The sequence below is a fragment of the Leptotrichia sp. HMT-225 genome (assembly GCF_030644325.1).
GTDB lineage: Bacteria > Fusobacteriota > Fusobacteriia > Fusobacteriales > Leptotrichiaceae > Leptotrichia > Leptotrichia massiliensis.
In genome coordinates, this window is record NZ_CP130323.1 from 1,778,558 (window position 1) to 1,796,864 (window position 18,307).

The 18,307-nt window shown below is 31.3% G+C and carries 14 protein-coding genes, 1 pseudogene and 1 riboswitch; of the genes and pseudogenes, 3 read left to right on the forward strand and 12 right to left on the reverse strand.

The window, feature by feature from the left end; all coding sequences use genetic code 11:
* Nucleotides 1-22: 22 nt before the first annotated feature.
* On the reverse strand, nt 23-1,375 hold the full coding sequence (locus QU666_RS08685; protein WP_021768091.1) for a M18 family aminopeptidase: 1,353 nt from the start codon (nt 1,373-1,375) through the stop codon (nt 23-25).
* 317 nt (nt 1,376-1,692) lie between these two features.
* Here QU666_RS08685 and QU666_RS08690 point away from each other — a divergent pair, with 317 nt between their 5' ends.
* Nucleotides 1,693-1,860, forward strand: coding sequence for a hypothetical protein (locus QU666_RS08690; RefSeq protein WP_304984801.1), 168 nt, complete (start codon nt 1,693-1,695; stop codon nt 1,858-1,860).
* 172 nt (nt 1,861-2,032) lie between these two features.
* Here the strand turns inward: QU666_RS08690 and dapA are convergent, their stop codons facing one another.
* The 9 genes from dapA to clpB all read right to left on the reverse strand — a co-directional run bounded on the left by dapA (nt 2,033) and on the right by clpB (nt 16,591).
* Nucleotides 2,033-2,917 carry a 4-hydroxy-tetrahydrodipicolinate synthase gene (dapA, locus tag QU666_RS08695; RefSeq protein ID WP_006804399.1) on the reverse strand — a complete coding sequence of 295 codons (885 nt, stop codon included), beginning with the start codon at nt 2,915-2,917 and terminating at the stop codon, nt 2,033-2,035.
* Nucleotides 2,918-3,121: 204 nt separating this feature from the next.
* Nucleotides 3,122-3,973: a diaminopimelate epimerase gene (gene dapF / locus QU666_RS08700; RefSeq protein WP_021770134.1), complete on the reverse strand. Its 852-nt coding sequence runs from the start codon at nt 3,971-3,973 to the stop codon at nt 3,122-3,124.
* Nucleotides 3,974-4,028: 55 nt separating this feature from the next.
* Complete coding sequence (locus tag QU666_RS08705) at nt 4,029-4,841, reverse strand: SDR family oxidoreductase (protein ID WP_021770135.1); 813 nt, start codon at nt 4,839-4,841, stop codon at nt 4,029-4,031.
* Between the two features lie 128 nt (nt 4,842-4,969).
* Complete coding sequence (locus QU666_RS08710; protein ID WP_021770136.1) at nt 4,970-6,187, reverse strand: aspartate kinase; 1,218 nt, start codon at nt 6,185-6,187, stop codon at nt 4,970-4,972.
* A gap of 25 nt (nt 6,188-6,212) precedes the next feature.
* Nucleotides 6,213-7,523: a diaminopimelate decarboxylase gene (lysA, locus tag QU666_RS08715; RefSeq protein WP_036071891.1), complete on the reverse strand. Its 1,311-nt coding sequence runs from the start codon at nt 7,521-7,523 to the stop codon at nt 6,213-6,215.
* Between the two features lie 168 nt (nt 7,524-7,691).
* Nucleotides 7,692-7,867, reverse strand: a riboswitch (Lysine riboswitch).
* A gap of 307 nt (nt 7,868-8,174) precedes the next feature.
* Nucleotides 8,175-11,321, reverse strand: a complete 3,147-nt coding sequence (locus QU666_RS08720; protein WP_021770138.1) for a beta-galactosidase — start codon at nt 11,319-11,321, stop codon at nt 8,175-8,177.
* 76 nt (nt 11,322-11,397) lie between these two features.
* A complete protein-coding gene (locus tag QU666_RS08725) occupies nt 11,398-13,134 on the reverse strand; it encodes a hypothetical protein (RefSeq protein ID WP_021770139.1) in 1,737 nt (578 codons plus the stop codon).
* A gap of 538 nt (nt 13,135-13,672) precedes the next feature.
* Entirely contained in the window at nt 13,673-13,840 is a 168-nt protein-coding gene (locus QU666_RS08730) for a hypothetical protein (RefSeq protein WP_021770140.1), read from the reverse strand.
* 180 nt (nt 13,841-14,020) lie between these two features.
* Nucleotides 14,021-16,591: an ATP-dependent chaperone ClpB gene (gene clpB, locus QU666_RS08735; protein ID WP_036071885.1), complete on the reverse strand. Its 2,571-nt coding sequence runs from the start codon at nt 16,589-16,591 to the stop codon at nt 14,021-14,023.
* Nucleotides 16,592-16,992: 401 nt separating this feature from the next.
* Here clpB and QU666_RS08740 point away from each other — a divergent pair, with 401 nt between their 5' ends.
* Both QU666_RS08740 and QU666_RS08745 read left to right on the forward strand, forming a co-directional pair.
* Nucleotides 16,993-17,172 (forward strand): hypothetical protein, encoded by a 180-nt coding sequence (locus QU666_RS08740; RefSeq protein WP_021770142.1) that lies wholly within the window; start codon nt 16,993-16,995, stop codon nt 17,170-17,172.
* Nucleotides 17,172-17,279 (forward strand): annotated as a pseudogene (locus QU666_RS08745) (type II toxin-antitoxin system YoeB family toxin); the annotation flags it as partial. The gene QU666_RS08740 and the pseudogene QU666_RS08745, both read left to right, overlap by 1 nt.
* Nucleotides 17,280-17,354: 75 nt before the next feature.
* Here QU666_RS08745 and QU666_RS08750 read toward each other — a convergent pair.
* Together QU666_RS08750 and QU666_RS08755 are read right to left on the reverse strand one after the other, a co-directional pair.
* Nucleotides 17,355-17,765 (reverse strand): hypothetical protein, encoded by a 411-nt coding sequence (locus tag QU666_RS08750; RefSeq protein ID WP_304984802.1) that lies wholly within the window; start codon nt 17,763-17,765, stop codon nt 17,355-17,357.
* A complete protein-coding gene (locus tag QU666_RS08755) occupies nt 17,713-18,045 on the reverse strand; it encodes a hypothetical protein (protein ID WP_021770145.1) in 333 nt (110 codons plus the stop codon). Before QU666_RS08755 ends, QU666_RS08750 begins: the two co-directional genes overlap by 53 nt.
* Nucleotides 18,046-18,307: the final 262 nt, after the last annotated feature.

Consider the following 18,307-nt stretch of genomic DNA (forward strand, 5'->3'; position numbering starts at 1 on the left):
ATCTCTTTAAAAATAATATTTTTTATCCTTTTGAAAAAAATTCCTTTGCCAATTCCTTCAAATAAAATACATCAAAAATTCCACATAATTCACGTACCGAATGCATCGCAAACATCGGAACTCCCAAATCTACTCCGTCTATATCAAGATGTGTTGAAGAAAGCGGACCGATTGTACTTCCTCCAAGTTCATTTGATTCATTTACAAAAGGCTGAATCCGTATATCCGTTCCTTTTATAAGCTGTCTAATTACAGCAATCGAATATCCATCGGATGTATATTTCTGTTTTGCGCTAATTTTTATTGAAATTCCTTCATTTATTTTTCCACGATTTGTAGGATCCGTTTTTTCCAAATGTGCAGGGTGTGCCGCATGTGCAGCATCAGCCGACAAAATAAACGAATTTTCAAGCATCTGCAAAAAATTACTTCGGTCAAGCCCTAACGATAAAGCAATTCTTTCCAGCGTATTCAAAAGATAATTGGAATCTGCTCCCTGTTTTGTAGCACTTCCTATCTCTTCGTTGTCAAATGCTACAAAAATGTTAATCTGGTCCTGACTCGCCTCCTCTTCCACAAGCCCAAGAAGACCTGTATAAACAGAAGCAAGGTTGTCAAGTTTTGGAGATGACATAAATTCTTCATTTGCACCTAAAAGACATCCTTTTTCTGTTGTATATAAATACAAATCAAAATCAATTATATTTTCTTTTTTTATCCCTGTCTTTTCCAAAATAATTCTTTCAAGATAGCCTTCCTTCTCAAAATTTTGATTAATAAGTGAAATTACAGGCAAAACATCATTCTGTTTATCAATTTTTACTCCATTATTTACTTCTCTATTCTGATGAATTGCAAGATTTGGTATTGTTAAAAGCGGTTCATCTATCTTAATTTTTACAGTTTTTGGAAAAAATGGATCTTCTCCTTTCACAATAACACGTCCAGCAATGGAAAGAGGTCTATCAAACCATGTACTCAAAATAGGTGCTCCATAAACTTCTGTATTTAATCTCACCATATTTTCTGTAACCATTTCAGGATTAGGTTTTATCCTAAAACAAGGAGAATCGGTATGTGCTCCAAAAATCTTAAACCCTTTTCTCACATCAAAATTTTCACCAATTGTAATTGCAATTATAGTAGAGCTGGATTTTTTCAAAAAATATTTTCCACCTTTTTTTAGTTCCCATTTTTCACGAGGCATAACCCTCTCAAAACCATTTTCTTCTAAAATATCTGAACAATTTTTCACAACATGATAAGCACTGGGACTTTCATCAATAAATTCAATAACTTCCCTTGCAAAACTTTTTACTTCCATTTCGATAAAATTTTTCTGTATCTCTTCTAACTCTTTTGTTGTGTGTATCATCTTTATTCATTCCTCTCAATTTCTAATTTCCATTATTAAAAAACATTTCCCTATTAACAATATTGTACCCCATAATTTCATATAATCAAAAAAATTTTTGATATTTTTTTAGATTTTTTTCTTTTTACTTAAAATATTTTGTAAAATTATAAAAAATTATTAATCTGAATATTTAATACTAACTCCCTTTTAAATAACGAAATTATTACAAACTTTTCTAAATAAAGGGTATAAATCTAATATTTTCAAATAATTAAAATATAATTTTCATCTTTCAATCAGATTCTAGTATAAATAACCCGTCGGAGCATTTTTCTGTGCTGGCAAAACTGTTTGAGCATAGCGAGTTTTTTGGCAGTGCAGAAAAATGTCGTAGACTAGCCATAGGTTGTAGGATTTGCGGCAATGAGCAATCCTACAAAAATAAAAAGAAAAAACATAGTAATATGAAAAAATATCTATTAATCAAGATATCTAAAAAATAATAATAAACAATTTAATTGAATGATTATTGATTAGCTATTAAGCAATCCTAATTATAAAAATTTATTCCTATTTTTAAACGGTGTTTAGTGTAAGTAATAAAATTATTACAAAAAAAAACTGGATTTCACTCCAGCTCTTTTCATAATTCAAAATTTTCCAGCAAATAAAAAATTAAAAAATCCCTTTTTCTTTAAACACTTTTGTCAATTTCCCATAAGTATCAGCTTCAGCTGCCGTCAATGGCAATCTTACTATGTCATTGTCAAGTTTTCCAAGTATTTTCATAGCAGCCTTCACAGTTACAGGGTTTCCTTCCACGAACATATTTCTGCTTACATCGTATAGTTTTGTGTGCAGTTCAAATGCCTTATCAAAGTTCTTGTTTAAGAATGAACTTATTAAATCGCTCATTTCTTGAGGCATTATGTTGGCAACTACTGAAACGACTCCTTTTGCTCCGATTGATAGCATTGGCAGGATTAGGTGATCTTCTCCTGAAAGAATTTCTATTTTATCTCCGCATAAATCCTGAATTCTTATCATTTGTTCAAGACTTCCTGTCGCTTCCTTTACAGCTACAATTTCAGGCAGTTCAGCCAGTTTTGCGATTGTTTCTGCTTCGATATTTGTTCCTGTTCTTCCAGGCACATTGTAAAGCATTATAGGAAATTTTGCTTCTTGTGCAATTGTTTTGTAGTGTTCATAAAGTCCTCTTTGACTTGGTTTATTGTAGTATGGGCAAGTGCTTAACGCTGCATCCGCTCCCAGTTCCTTTGCGTATTTTGTAAGTTCTATCGCTCTTGTTGTGTTATTCGATCCTGCTCCAGCGACTACTTGTATTCTTCCTTTCACTTCTTCCACAACTATTTTTATTACTTTTTCATGTTCTGCAAATGTCAGAGTTGGAGCTTCTCCAGTCGTTCCGCAAGGTACTATTCCAGATGTACCATTTTCAATGTGATAATTTACCAATTCTCTTAATTTATCTTCATCCAATTCCGTTCCATTATTTTTAAATGGCGTAATTAAAGCCACGTACGAACCTTCAAATTTCATTTTATTCCTTCTTTCCTTAATTTAGTTTCCTAATTTTTTTATTTTATTCCTATTTAAAATTTTAAATATAACTAAACTCTATCTAAAAAGTACAAATTATATTTTTTTACTAAATAAAAAGGCTTAATTTCATTGCTGAATAGTATTTACTTTTAAATTTATAATTAATTTAACTATTATGCTAAAAATAATACAATATCCAAATTATCTTTGATATTTATACAATCCTTCAGCTATTTTTTCACTAGGTCCTGTCATAAAAGCATCATTTTCTCCACCTTCATACTCAATAACAAGCTGACCGCCTGGAACTTTTACGTTCACTTTTTCATCAACAAATCCAAAAGTCTTGGCCAATACTGCTGAAGCAGTTACGCCTGTTCCACAAGCTAATGTCCGTCCTGCCCCACGTTCCCAAGTGATTACTTCCATATGTTTTCTATCATGCACTTTCACAAAGTTTACATTAACTTTTTTTGGAAACAAATCAGTATAATTTTCAATTTTTTCACCAAATTCATCAATATTGTAATCATTAAAATCATTTACAAATATTACAGAATGGTCAGTTCCCATAAAAATATACGAAATTTCAATTTCTGTTCCATCAACATTTATTTTTTCTCTTAAAAACTGCTCTTTTTCAGTATTTATCAATTCTTTTACATTAAAAACAGGTTTACCCATATTTACTCTTGCTGAAAAATCATCTTTTTCCTCATCGTAATTTACTCTTATCATTAAGTCGCCAGGAACTGTCTTTACAACAAATTCATCCCCTTCAACTAAATGATTATTTACAAGATAATGTGAGAAACATCTTATTCCATTTCCACACATTGGTGCTTGACTTCCATCTCCATTAAAGAAAAACATAAATGGCATGCTTGCCACATATTTTAAAATAATCAGACCATCTGCACCTATTCCGAAATGCCTGTCACAAACCTGACTAGCAAATTCCCCATATTCAGGTATCCCCTTTTCAATTAGTTCCCTTTCAGTAACAATAATAAAATCATTCCCCGCACCTTGATACTTTTCAAATTTTAACATTTCAAAACCTCCTTTAATTTTTAAAATATTCTCAACTTATACTAAAATTTTTTTATTAAGAATCTTTCTTTTTTTCCTGCATTTTTCTAGCTATTCTTACAACAAACTTTCTTGAAAAAAATCTAGTTCCAAAAACTGCAATTCTATTAAAAATTCCAGGAATTATAATTATTTTCCCCTTCTGAAATTCCTTATAGCCAATTTCAGCCACTTTTTTAGCTGACATAACTTTCATTCGTTCAAAAAGTGAACTTTCTTCCAAATTACTGCTTTTTTCAAATTCAGTAGCTGTTGGACCAGGACAAAGAGCACATATTTTTATATTTTTCGTGCGAACATCATTTTTCATTTCTTCCCTAACCGCTTCAGTAAATGACTGCACAAAGGCCTTGCTCGCATAATACGTGCTCATCAGAGGTCCCGGCATAAAAGCTGCGACTGAAGAAACATTTAATATCTCGCCTCTTCCATCTTTTATCATGTCAGCCAAAAACAGCCTTGTCAATTCTACAACTGCCTTTATATTCAAATTTATCATTGCATCATTTCTTTTCATCGTTTCTTCATCAAATTCAGAAAACCTTCCATAAATACCAGCTCCAGCATTATTCACAAGCGTATCAATTTTAAGATTGCTAGATTTTATCTGATTATAAAGCCTTTCAGCAGCCTTTTCCTGCGACAAGTCATTTTCAATCACAGTTACTTTAATATTTTTAGAAATTTCCTCAAAAATTTCTTTTTGCAACATTCCCAATTTATCCCTGTTTCGTGCCACAATAACCAAGTCATATCCATTTTCTGCATAAATTTTAGCAAGTTCATATCCAATTCCACTGCTTGCCCCTGTTATCAAAACTCTTTTCATAAAATTTCCTTTAAAACTGCTTTATCTAGTTCACATTATAAAATTTATTTTTTTTAATAATCTTTGAATTGCTTAAAAAGATACTTTGATATAGTTTCATTACTATTCTTTTAACTCAGACTCTCCTTTTACAAATCAAATTCCTTAGCAAATAATTCAGCTACTCTTTTTCCCATAACTTCGTCTACAACTAACGAAATACTGATTTCAGAAGTAGAAACCTGATGGAAACTTATGTCATTTTCTGAAAGGATTCTAAACATTTTGGCAGCTACTCCAATGTTGCTTATCAGTCCTATTCCTACTACAGAAACTTTTGTAATGTAAGGATTTATTATGAACGATGTTCTTGGAAATTCTGCTTCTATTTCTGCTCCAATTTTTTCAAGTGCGGCAATGTCTGTTTTTGGACAAGTGAAGGCAAAGCTTCCGTGATGGCTTGTTACATCATTTTGACTTATTATGTCAATATTTATTCCATTTGCTTCGGCTCTTTTGAAAATTTCATACACGTTTTGTGCATTTGTTGGAATTTCCTCTACGTTTACCATTACCATATTTTCATTGATTGATACTCCTGTTATTACTTTTTGCTCCATTTCCTTATTCTCCTTTGTTTTTTCTCTCGATGTTATAATCGTTCCGTTTTTTTCTCCAAGCGATTTTCCAACATAAATTTCTACACCATATTTGCTTCCAAGTTCAACAGCTCTAGGCTCCATTACTCCTGCTCCCAGAAAAGCCAGCTCCATCATTTCATCATAAGAAATTACAGATAATTTTTTTGCCTTTTTATAAACTCTTGGATCAATTGTATAAATTCCGTCAACATCTGTGTAAATTTCACATCTTCCACCAAGCGCCGCAGCCAGAGCCACTGCAGATGTATCAGATCCTCCTCGTCCCAAAGTTGTCACATCGCCTGCTTCATTTACTCCCTGAAATCCAGCTACAACTACAATTTTCCCTTTTGATAAATGTTCTTTTATCTCTTTTCCGTTAATGTCTTCGATTCTGTTTTTTGTATAATGTCCGCTTGTTTTTATTCCTGCCTGAGCTCCTGTAAGCGAGATAGCTTCGTATCCAAGCGTCTGTAAAGCAATGCTAAGCAATGCAATTGTCTGCTGCTCTCCAGTTGACATTAGCCTGTCCATCTCCCTCAAGTCAGGCTTATCGGTAATTTCGTGAGCCAATTTTATTAAGGCATCTGTAGTTTTTCCCATTGCTGAAACTACGACAACCACATCGTTTCCAGAATCTTTCACACTTCCCAAATATTTTGCGATATTCATTATTTTCTCCGTTGTAGCAACCGAAGTTCCACCATATTTATGCACAATAATCACAGTAAATTCACCTCTTTCTTATTTTTTATAAATCAAAAATTTCATCATTTCTAATTAAATCATCCAATGTTTCTCTCTTTACCGCAACTTTAGCTTTTCCGTCCTTTACGAATACAACTGCTGGTCGCATCATTCTGTTATAGTTGCTTGACATTGTGTAACAATATGCCCCTGTTGTCGTTACTGCCACAATATCCCCAATTTCTGTTGCTTTTGGCAATTTTCCTTTTTCAATGATAATATCCCCTGATTCACACAGTTTTCCTGCCAAAGTTATTTCTCTTACATCTGTATCATTTAGCTTGTTTACAACTCCAGCCTCATATTCCGCTTGATATAATGCTGTTCTTATATTATCCGACATTCCTCCATCTATAAATACATACGTTTTTCCGCCGACTGTTTCCTTAATTCCTCCAACTTCGTACAAAGTAGTTCCCGCATTTCCAACGATACTTCTTCCTGGCTCAATACAAAGTTCCTTAAATCCAATCTGATATTTAATTTCCATTGCTTCTGTATATGTTATTATTTCACTCAGAACCTCCTCTATCGGTTTTGGATCATCTCCTTCCTTATAGTAAACTCCAAATCCTCCACCCATATTTACTGTGTGAACTACTATTCCCAATTCCTTTTTCAATTTATCCAAATATTTAAAAATCTCATCTAGAGCAAATATAAAGAATGCCGATTGGAAAATTTGTGAACCGATATGCGTATGAAATCCTTTAAATTCTATCCATTCGCTATCATTCAATCTTTTAATTATATCAAATAAATTATCTTGAAACAATGAAATTCCAAATTTTGAAGTAAGCCCAGAAGTCTTTATATAATGATGCGTATGTGCCTCTATTCCTGGATCGATTCTCACAAGCACAGCCTGCTTCTTCCCTTTCTCACGACAAATTCTCTCAATTTTATCAATTTCATCTTCATTATCAACAACAATTGTATCAATCCCAAATTCAACAGCCATTTCAATTTCACTTACTAATTTATTGTTTCCATGCAAATGAACTTTATTCATCGGAAATCCAGCTTTATGAGCGGTATAAAGTTCTCCGCCCGAAACAACATCCAAATCCAGCCCTTTTGATTCAACCAGTTTAATCATCCCTGTTGACAAAAATGCTTTTCCAGCATAAGCAATTCTTGTATTAAATCTCGTTGACTTAAATGCCACTTTCATTTTATCTATCGTTGTTTCAATAAGCTCCTGATCCATAACATAAAGTGGCGTTTTAAATTCTTTTACGAGTTCAACGGTATCCACTCTTCCTATTGATAAATTGCCTTTTTCATTAACTTTCGACGTTCCAAATAATTTCATATTTCCACAGAAACTTTTTAAAAATAAAAAATTTCCTTCTCCTTTCAGTATTTTTGTTTTTCGGATAATAAAAAATGCTGACAACAGGCATCAGCATATAAAACATATATTTAAAAATTTTTATTATTTTTATTTAAAACTAAAAAACTTAAAAAATTTATATGAATTATATCTGACAGCTCCCCATTATCCTTTGATAATGACAGTCCTATGGATATTCTCCATAGACCCAGCAATAAAGATAGTCAATCCTTACACTTCGGCAATTATTCCTTTCAACTTATTTCACAGAATCGACTTTTCTCCGTAAATTTACTTTTAATAATTGCACCTCTATCACATAATATTTATTATTATAACTAATTTTTTCATATTTGTAAAGTTTTTTTCAAAATTTTGTATATGAATATATTGACAATTCAAATTTTATAAGGTCTGGTTATTATAGACAAGAGATAGAAGAAAAATAAAAAGCTATGACTATTTTACCCAAACACTAAATTTGTATAATTTTAGTAGTTCCATTTTAAATTGTTTCAAGTATATATAACAAAAGAAAACTGCTTCATAAAATCATTCTTATGAAACAGTTTATCTTTTTTTAAACAAATTTAAAATTATCTTTCTTTAGCTCGTATATCTGATATAAAATCAATTTTTACGATACAAACGTACGTAGTCAATCTCTGTAGTTTGAACTGGGAACGGAGAATGCTCAGAAGGTGGATTCAAACCTGGTTCCCATTCCACATAATCATTAAAAATGAAATGCCATTTATCGTTCTCAAATCCTTGTTTAATTAAGGCAGAAGGAATATTTAGCTTGCTAAAGTCTTCATCTGGCATAGTAGAAAGATAGTTACCGTATTGATCATATCTAGTATTGTCAACTACACTAATACGTTGAGCATCCTTAATACGATAATGAACTACTGGAATCAACCTTCCATCCATATAATAACGTACTTTTGTTCCATCAAACTCAATTGCCCAAACGTGCCATTCATGTGTTAGTGATGTAGTGTGTCCACCAACAATATTTTCCAGCCGATGTGTAAATCCACGCGGTGTCCACTCGTGATTAACTTGGCTGTAATAACAGCTAATATTAGTTGCAGGCCATGCATAACTAGGAGTGCTTGCAAACCATTCTAAAATTAATAGTGAACCGTAAGGGGCACTTCCACCTGGATTTTTACAAATAGGCGTATCTACATCATTGTGCTGTTTCTGCATCCAAAGAGCTGTACGCATTCCTTGCAGACGATTCCAGTTCATTCTGGCACGTACTTCTGCACGGAACGGCTTAGAAGCATCCACAAGCTTATTAGATTCTAGCCTACCACTCGAATATTGGGTAACCTTAACTGCAGGACAAACTCCTGTAGTCGCATTTGCATCAGTTAACGGGTCTCCTCTTCTATTAACACAATGACGACGTGTAGTAATTCTAACATGATCACCGTTTACAAGACTGATATTATTGTGTAAATAAGACAAGTGACTATTTAGATGATTAATAGCCTTTTTACTTTGCCAATCAGAAGGGAGATTTCTATCTTTAAATTCCCAACATTTTACACTCTTCCATTGTCCTGAAGCATCTGTGGCACTATCACATCCATTTGTTAATGGATTTGATCCAGGTAACGGCTGATTATTAATAAATCTTCGAATCACATCTACTGCCTTCTTTTCAGTACCATCTGACTTCCAAATCCCAAAATAATTTGCAGGGTCTGCAGCATCCAGTATATCAGGCCGTCCATTATTATCTGCGTCAATATTTGCATCAGGAATACCATCGCCATTTGTATCAATATTTACATCAAGCCACCCATCGCCATTACTATCTCTATCAACTACTCCTGAAGTAATATAAGGCTTTCTGTCTTTTGCTTGATATAGAATAAGAGGCCCAAATATATTTGATTTTTGATACCATCCTAAAATTTGGCTTATTACATTGGCTTGTTTTGTTTCATCGACTCCAGGATAAGCGGCATCTAGTCCTACTTCTGACGGCCATATTTTTTTATTTCCATCACCATTCTCTAACATTATCTGATATAATGTTTTTTCTCCGCCTCCAGGTTTTACAACATCATCTATCATATTTGCCCATCCATTATCCCGAAAAGCTCTAGCATAAATTCCATAAGGATGATGTGATACACCGTCAAAATATTCTTTTGCTCCAGCTCTGTACATTCTCTCTAAAAATTCCATAGGTCCAATATACCCTGTTGAATTATTACTCCCTCCTACTGTCATTCCACCAGCCATAACATTTACATCATTATGTGCATTATGTGCTGCTGTATAGGCTATTTTCAATAAATGAGTATAATGTTCAGGATTAGGTTTAGGATTTTGAATCGTGTCATGCCAAAATTCTGGATTTCCTGGTTCATTCCAAAATTCATAGTCAATTACTCCTTGCCGAGCATATCTATTTACTAATGCACTTACAAAATTTGAAAAATCATTATCATACTGCGGAAGCGGAGCAAATGATGCTACCCAAATTTTTCTTGCATTTAACGCATTTTTTTCAGCAGCTGAAAGTTTGTCTACTCCTGTTGCCCATTCGGGAGCACCACTTATTTGCATCAAAACTTTTAAGTTATATTTTTTTGCAAGAGCAATAGCATCATCTATGTCCTGCCAGTCATATCCTCCGTTTTTTGAAGATTGAATTCTATGCCACGAAGCTGTAATTCTTACCCACTGAAATCCTACCCTTGCTATTTTTGAATAAGAGTCTTCCGCTTCTTGAAGATTACTTCTCCAAAAAGGATTAACTGGCTGAATCCCAATTCCTTTTACATTATGTATTTTTGAATCATCTTTTTTGGGTTTTCCAATATCATTTTTTCCACTATTATTTGAACCATTGTTACCACCATTTTGAGCTTTGGGAGAGTCATCTTTTCCTTTACCACCATGATGTCCAATTCCTCCGACAATCGCTCCAACAGCAGGAATTCCTACTGCTCCCCCAATAATAGGTCCAATAGGAACTTTTCCATCTATATTGCTTCCTAACGACCCAATATTCCCTTTTGGTTGTCCTATATTACCAATAATATTGTTGTTATTTTCTGTTTTCTCTGTACAGTTTAATATTACTGCATCATAATTTTCTAAATTATTCGAAAAGACTTTATTTCCATCAATAACTTTAACTACATTTGAACATTTTAATGTTATTTCAGTTGTAGTTACTCTTTCACTATTTATCGTTGTTTCGTTTTTCAAAAGATTTTCAGATGTACTTGAACATTTTAAAACTATATCTTTTGAACTGTTGCTTTCAGATAGTGGGTTTTCAGCTGTATTTACATTTTTTACTGGATTTGAACATTTTAACTGTATTCCTTTGACATCCCCAATTTTATCTGTTTGAAGTAATTCACTCGCATTAATTATTTTAACTATATTTGAACATTTTAATATTTTTTCATTAGAATTTCCAACTTTCTCTGTTTCACCTGCTGTTTTTTCACTTGGATTTAAACATTCCAATAATATATCTTTGGAATTAATTTTATTTGTTGTAACTATACTTTCATTTATATTTTCAAAATTCATACATTTTAAAAATATATTATTCCCATTATTTTCATTTATTCCAGTTACTTGTGTACTTTCTCCCGCCATATTTGAACATTTTAATAATATATCGTTATTCGATTTTATTTCGCTTACTGAAGAAGATACATTACCTATATTTTCAGCCATTATCAAAAAACTCATAAAAATTAAGATCAGTACAGCAATTATAAATCTTTTCATTTTCTATCACCTTTCCCAAATTAATGTTTCAACTTCATGTTGTAGTCAAATTTTTTCTTTTTAGAAAACCTATAATTTATAATCTGTTAAAACTTAAATTATTGATTATATCTATGGAATCTTCTTCAGATACAGTTTTAGTGTTTTCTTTTTTCATCTCATCTTCAAAGTATTTTTCCCTTTTTACAGTACCTTTTTTTAAAGTTGAATCAGTATTACTTTTTTCTTTCAAATTACCAGCTATATCTATCCTATCTTCTTCTGGTATATCATTATAAATATTATGACCTTTCACTCTAGCTTCCTTTATTTCATTTTCCAAAATTTGCAGCCTTTTGGTAGAACTTCTTTTAAAAGTTAAAACTTCATTACTTTTGTTTTTCAAATTGCCGGCTATATTTATTCTGTCTTCTTCTGGTATATTATAGGTATATACTGCTGTTTTAACTTCTTTTATTTTCGGTTTATTTTTTATACTTCCTATTCTATATCCTACTCTTATACCAAATGTATCAATTTTACCTTTAGTTTTTATAGGACTGACTGTATCTTTTGGCTGATATTTAAAATTTGACCTTTCGTAAAGGGCTTCTATAGAAACTGGCCCTAATTCTGTACCTAATCCTCCAGCGTAGTAAAGACCGCCACGAAGATCTTTCTTATTAAAGTTTTCTTCCTTTATTTCACCATGTACATATCCTATTCGTCCAACAGCGTAAATAAGATTATCTCCTTTATTATTTACTAAGTTAATTTTTGTTGTAGCATAAGCGGGATATGTTCTTAAAACATGTTTTTGATTTTTATCATTAAAAAAAGCAGTAATATCATAAAATTTTTGTTCAACACCTAGACCTAATTCAACAACTCCTTGATTATCAAATAAATATTCCAAGCCAACAACAGGCATTTTTTTTATATCAAAATCAGATTTTGCAGATTGCCATTTGTTATTTTTCATTCCTGTTCCCAAAAATTTCTCTGGCTGGACATTATATCTGTTTTTAAAATTATATCCTGCATTTAATCTAAGTTCTCCGCCATTCCATTTTCTTTTCTGAATTTTATCCGTAGTGTATTGCATATCTCCTGTTTTAGCAAAAATATCAGTTCTAAAAGGATCAAAAGGTACAGTTTCATTTTTTTTCTTTGGTAAATTTTTTGTATTTCCGATACTATATCCTATTCTTATACCAACAGTATTTATATTGTCTTTCGTCTTTTTAAAATTATTTAGAGTACTTATATTATTTCTATTTATATTACCTAAATTTACTTTGTCATATCGTAAATTTGATCTTTCATATAATGCTTCAATTGAAATGGGACCAACTTGAGTACCTAGACCACCCGCATAATAAAGTCCACCACGAAAATTTTTATCGTTCAAATCTTCTTTATTGTCCCTTCCAGCTTTAGCCTGAGCATATCCTACTCTTCCAATAATGTAAACGAGATCATTTCCTTTTTTAGAAGTTATTAAATTATATTTACTTGTTAAGTACATTGGTGTTATTTCATACATTTTCATTTCATTCTTATCTTTTAAAGCTGAAGATTTTACAGAAAACTTACGTTCCGCACCAATTCCTAATTCAAGTCTTCCCTGATTGTCAAACAGCCACTCTATTCCTGCAACAGGACCATTTTTAAATTTATAGTCATAAATAGTATTCGACAAACCTTTCTGATGTTTAGTTAAATCATTTTTATATGCCCTGTCAAAGTCCCAGCCCCCATTTATCTTTATTTCCTGAGCCATTGCAGTTGCTGCTGACAGCATCATTGTACTTAAAATATGTAATTTTTTCATAATTCTGTTCTCCCTTAATTTTGCAAATCTCTTTTTTATAATTTAATATCCGAACATTTAGAAAAAATTATAAAAAAATAAAAATTATCATGTTCTGACTAAAATACACCTTTCTTACTAAGTACATTTTACTAAATTTCTTAGGATTTTTCAATAAAAAAAATATCATTTTTAAGTTTTTTATATATTAACACTGTCGATTTTATTGATATTTGAACTTTTATAAGGTATTGTTATTACAGATAATCCGTGAAAGAAAGAGGAAGGCGATTTATACTATGATTCGAGAAAATATTAAAAAAATTACCTTTTAAGGCTTTAAAGAAGAAAATTGAAAGAAATAGAAAAAATTAAAAATTATTAGAATAAAAAAGTGATACTGATAGATTTTATAAAAAAAATTTACAATATCACTTTTTATTTTTAAAATTATTATAATCTATAGTAAAACTTCTTTAAAACCGAACTAAAAAACTATAACTATTTTACTCAATCCTTAAATTTATATAATTAATTTTAAATAGGTTTGAATGTATAGCTAAATTCCAATAAAAATTTCCACTATATTTCTTATTTTCTGTAATACAGTCTGTTTTTTTGCCTCTCTTGCTCCCTTTCTACGTGAAGTTGGTGGCAGTATGCTGTCTAATTCTGCTCCGGCATTGGAGTGTCCCCAAAACTTTAGACTATTTTTTATTTCACTCATTTATCCACTTAAAATAATATTATTTTTGTAAATACATTATATTTATTTTATAAAAAATTGTCAAACAATATGTTTGTTTTTACATCTTTTCTGAAAAAAAAGAAGTACCATTTCTGATACTTCTCTATTTCCTAAAAACTCACTTCAAAAAATACTTTAAAGTTTTATTCAATTCCTAATTTATTTCTTCACATCATAAATCAATTTATTCCCATCGCTATCCAGCACAACTGTACTATTTTCAGGTACTTCGTTGCTCAAAATCATTTTTGATAAGTTGGTTTCTATATCTTTTTGAACAAAACGTTTTAGAGGTCTTGCTCCATAAGCTGGGTCATAAGCTTCGTTTACAATATAATCTAGAGCTTTGTCTGTAAATTCAATTTTTATATATTGTTCTTTTAATTTATCATTTATTTCATCAAGGATAAGCGAGATAATATTTTTCACACTTTCTTTTCCTAATGCTTTAAATACGATAATATCGTCAATTCTGTTCAAGAATTCTGGCTTGAATCTATGTTTCATTTCATTTAATACAGCTTCTTTTGTTGGCTCGGAAACTTGCGGATCTTCCAATATAATTTCACTTCCGATATTTGAAGTCATAATGATAATTGTATTCTTAAAGTCTACAACTTTCCCTTTTCCATCTGTAAGCCTTCCATCATCAAGTAGTTGCAACAGAATATTAAATACATCTGGATGAGCCTTTTCAATTTCGTCAAACAGGATTACTGAATAAGGTTTTCTTCTCACAGCTTCTGTCAACTGACCACCTTCTTCATATCCTACATACCCTGGAGGGGCTCCGATTAACCTTGTGGTGCTGAATTTATCCATATATTCACTCATATCAATTCTAATAATATTGCTTTCATCGTCAAACAGGTTAAATGCAAGAGTTTTTGTCAAATAAGTCTTACCTACCCCTGTTGGTCCTAAGAAAATAAATGAACCAATTGGACGGTTTGGATCTTTTAATCCAGCACGTGAACGAATTATTGTGTCGCTTATTGTTGTGATTGCTTCATCTTGTCCGATTACTCTTTTCATCATTTGTTCTGCAAGGTGTAAGATTTTTTCACGTTCTCCCTGTAACAATTTTGAAACTGGTATTCCAGTCCATTTTCCAACAATTTCTGCTATTTCTTCACTGTCAATTTCCTGTTTTAATAATTTATTTGTATCTGGATTTTGATTTTTGGCTTTTTCTTCTTCATCTGCCCTTTGTTTTTCCAGTGCTGGCAATTTACCGTATTGCAGTTCAGCCAGTTTGTTGTAGTCATTTTTTCTTTGCGCATCGGCAATTTGAAGTTTAACTTTTTCAATTTCTGTATTAATATTTTGTATTTTTTCAACTTCCTGCTTTTCACTTTCCCATTGTGCCTTAAATGCGGCTTTTTTCTCGTTAAGTTCTGCCAATTCTTTTTCTAATGTAACAAGTCTATCCTTAGAAGCCTGATCTTTTTCCTTCTCAAGTGCCACTTTTTCAATTTCAAGCTGCATAACACGTCTTGTCACTTCGTCAAGCTCTGTCGGCATTGAATTAATTTCAGTCTTTACTTTTGCAGCTGCCTCATCAATCAAGTCTATCGCTTTATCTGGTAAAAATCTGTCATTTATATATCTGTCACTCATTGTAGCCGCTGTAACTATCGCATTATCCGTAATTCTGATTCCATGGAAAATTTCAAATTTTTCTTTCAATCCACGTAAAATTGAAATAGTATCTTCCACAGTCGGCTCATCTACCATTACAGGCTGAAATCTACGCTCAAGTGCCGCATCCTTTTCGATATATTTTCTATATTCATCAATCGTAGTAGCTCCAATAACCTTTATTTCCCCACGTGCAAGCATTGGCTTCAAAAGGTTTCCAGCGTCCATAGATCCTTCTGTTTTCCCAGCACCCACAATATTATGTACTTCATCAATGAAAAGAATTATTCTTCCTTCACTTTTTTCAATTTCTTCCAATACCGCTTTTAATCTTTCCTCAAATTCCCCACGATATTTCGCTCCTGCAACCAAGGCACCCATATCAAGCGAGAAAATCGTCTTGTCCTTCAAGTTTTCAGGTACATCGCCTTTTAGTATTCTCTGTGCAATCCCTTCTGCAATGGCTGTTTTTCCAACTCCTGGTTCTCCAATCAGAATTGGATTATTTTTATTTCTTCTTGATAAAATCTGTATAGCCCGTCGGATTTCATTATCTCTTCCGATAATCGGATCAAGTTTACCTTTTCGAGCCAGTTCAACCAAATCTTTTCCAAATTTATCTAATGCTTCGTATGTACTTTCTGGATTATCTGTCATAATTTTTCTACCTCCTCTTACATTTTCAAGTACAGTTTCAAACTGTTTCTTGTTTATTCCGTAATGTTTCAAAAAACTGTTATTATCATAACTTGCCAAAAACAAATGTTCTGTACTAATATAGCTGTCTCCCATTTTCTTTGCAGTATCTCTTGCTCCAACGAGAACTCTATTTAATTCACTATTCGCTCTTGGCTCGCTATTTCCACCTTCAATCTTAGGAAAACTTTCTAGTTTGCTCTCAATCTTCCTAATCATATCAGTCGTATCAATTCCCATTTTCTTAAGCACGCTAGGAATCAATCCATCCATCTGTCCCACAAGTGCAAGCAGTAAATGTTCCACCTTTATATCAGAATGTCTGTATCTAATCGCAAAGTTATTAGCCTCTGAAATAGCCTCAAAACTTTTTTGCGTAAAGTTCTGTTCCATATCCATCACCTTTTTCTTTTTAAATTTTTCTAATTAAAATTATTTTTATTTTATTAGCACTCTTCTTGTATGATTGCTAATAAATATAATATATCACTATTTAATATTTTTGTCAACATTTTTTTAAATTTTTTTTACATTTTACTCAAAAATTTATTTATATATTCATCAAAGGCTTTAATTAAAGTATTTGGAGCCTAAAAAATATTTTTAAAATTTATAATAATAAAAAATTATAGCTAAATTACTAGCTATCTGAACTTTTTCGTATAGCAAATTATATAAATTTGCTTTATAATTGTTACATAGTATACTATATTTGAAAAAGACGGTTTTATGCACAAATTAATTTACGAATTGATGATACCATCAAGAAAAATGCTGAACAGGCATACTCTGACATGGGATTTTCTTTATCAGCCACTATAAAAAAATTAGGTTCTGAAAGACGGATACCATTTGAAATAACCGCAGATCCATTTTATAGCAAACAAAATATGGAACATCTAAATCAATCAATCCAAAATGTAAAAGAGGGAAAAACTACATTAAAAGAACACGAATTAATTGAGGTGGAATAGTGAAAAAAGTATGGTCTGATGAAGCATGGGAAGAATATCTCTATTGGCAAACTCAGGACAAAAAAATTATAAGAAAAATAAATAATTTAATTAAAGATATAGACAGGAAAATACTCCATATTTACGTAAAAAATTACAAATTTTGAATATGATTGCCACTTATTTACATTATTCTGATAAAATTATTTTGTATTCTTTTTATTTTTTGTTAAATATAATATTTGCAATATTAAACAAAGAATTAAACTCAATACCCAAAAAATTCTTTTCTTTTTTATTCTTTTTTCGATATTCTTTGCGTCCTTTATATCTTTCTCATCCTTTAATTTACTCTGTGGCAGTTTATAAGTATATTTATTCCAATTTGACAATTCTCTGTCCGTCCCAATCTTATCTACAAAAAATCTAGGATTTTTTAAACTTAATTTTTTTAAATTAAATTTTCTCATTATTTCTTCTTTTGTCAAATGATATTTCGTTTCATTTGAAGTTACATAAAAATATCCTGAATGTTTATTTACATATTCTTTCACTGCCAATTCATCTCCATTTGGTGGATTTAGCATAAGCTGGACTTTCTTCCATAATTTCATCAAAAGAGTAAACATAACCTATCCATGCATCTCGATTTTTCATCAATCCTTTCACATACGCTCTTCCTACATCATCCTGCTCTTCCCCGCCAAAATTAATATTAAATAATAAGTCATTTTTATCTTTAACAAGCGAATCAATTGTATTAAATATCAGCCTTCTATAAATTTTTTTATTGTGCAAAGACAAACTCATATTTTCAGTTATTGGAAATCTATAAAAATGCCAAATCGTAATCCACAATAAAATTATATTTATTCTTAAAAATACTTTTTTCATAATATCTTCTCCTAAAAAATATGTAATAATTTCTATTTATACTATTCCCCATTTAGATAGCAAATGTTTAATAAATATTTTTTATAATCCTATGTTTTTTCTTTTTATATAAGCAAGGAAAATCACGATATTCTATATTAAATTATAAGGATTATTATACAAAAAGGGCATGGCGTCTGATCCCTTTACGTTAAAAAAATATATAAATAAAATAAGAAAAAACATTTATTAATCATTTCAATAATTTATTCATAAATCTCTA

Bases quoted from the DNA above. Each gene is read 5' to 3' on its own strand.
- QU666_RS08685 (WP_021768091.1), bottom strand. From the start codon at position 1,375: ATGATACACACAACAAAAGAGTTAGAAGAGATACAGAAAAATTTTATC.
- dapA (WP_006804399.1), bottom strand. From the start codon at position 2,917: ATGAAATTTGAAGGTTCGTACGTGGCTTTAATTACGCCATTTAAAAAT.
- dapF (WP_021770134.1), bottom strand. From the start codon at position 3,973: ATGTTAAAATTTGAAAAGTATCAAGGTGCGGGGAATGATTTTATTATT.
- QU666_RS08705 (WP_021770135.1), bottom strand. From the start codon at position 4,841: ATGAAAAGAGTTTTGATAACAGGGGCAAGCAGTGGAATTGGATATGAA.
- lysA (WP_036071891.1), bottom strand. From the start codon at position 7,523: ATGAAATTATTTGGAACGTCGAAAGTTAATGAAAAAGGCAATTTATCA.
- QU666_RS08720 (WP_021770138.1), bottom strand. From the start codon at position 11,321: ATGAAAAGATTTATAATTGCTGTACTGATCTTAATTTTTATGAGTTTT.
- QU666_RS08725 (WP_021770139.1), bottom strand. From the start codon at position 13,134: ATGAAAAAATTACATATTTTAAGTACAATGATGCTGTCAGCAGCAACT.
- QU666_RS08730 (WP_021770140.1), bottom strand. From the start codon at position 13,840: ATGAGTGAAATAAAAAATAGTCTAAAGTTTTGGGGACACTCCAATGCC.
- clpB (WP_036071885.1), bottom strand. From the start codon at position 16,591: ATGGAACAGAACTTTACGCAAAAAAGTTTTGAGGCTATTTCAGAGGCT.
- QU666_RS08740 (WP_021770142.1), top strand. From the start codon at position 16,993: ATGGGATTTTCTTTATCAGCCACTATAAAAAAATTAGGTTCTGAAAGA.
- QU666_RS08750 (WP_304984802.1), bottom strand. From the start codon at position 17,765: ATGAAATTATGGAAGAAAGTCCAGCTTATGCTAAATCCACCAAATGGA.
- QU666_RS08755 (WP_021770145.1), bottom strand. From the start codon at position 18,045: ATGAAAAAAGTATTTTTAAGAATAAATATAATTTTATTGTGGATTACG.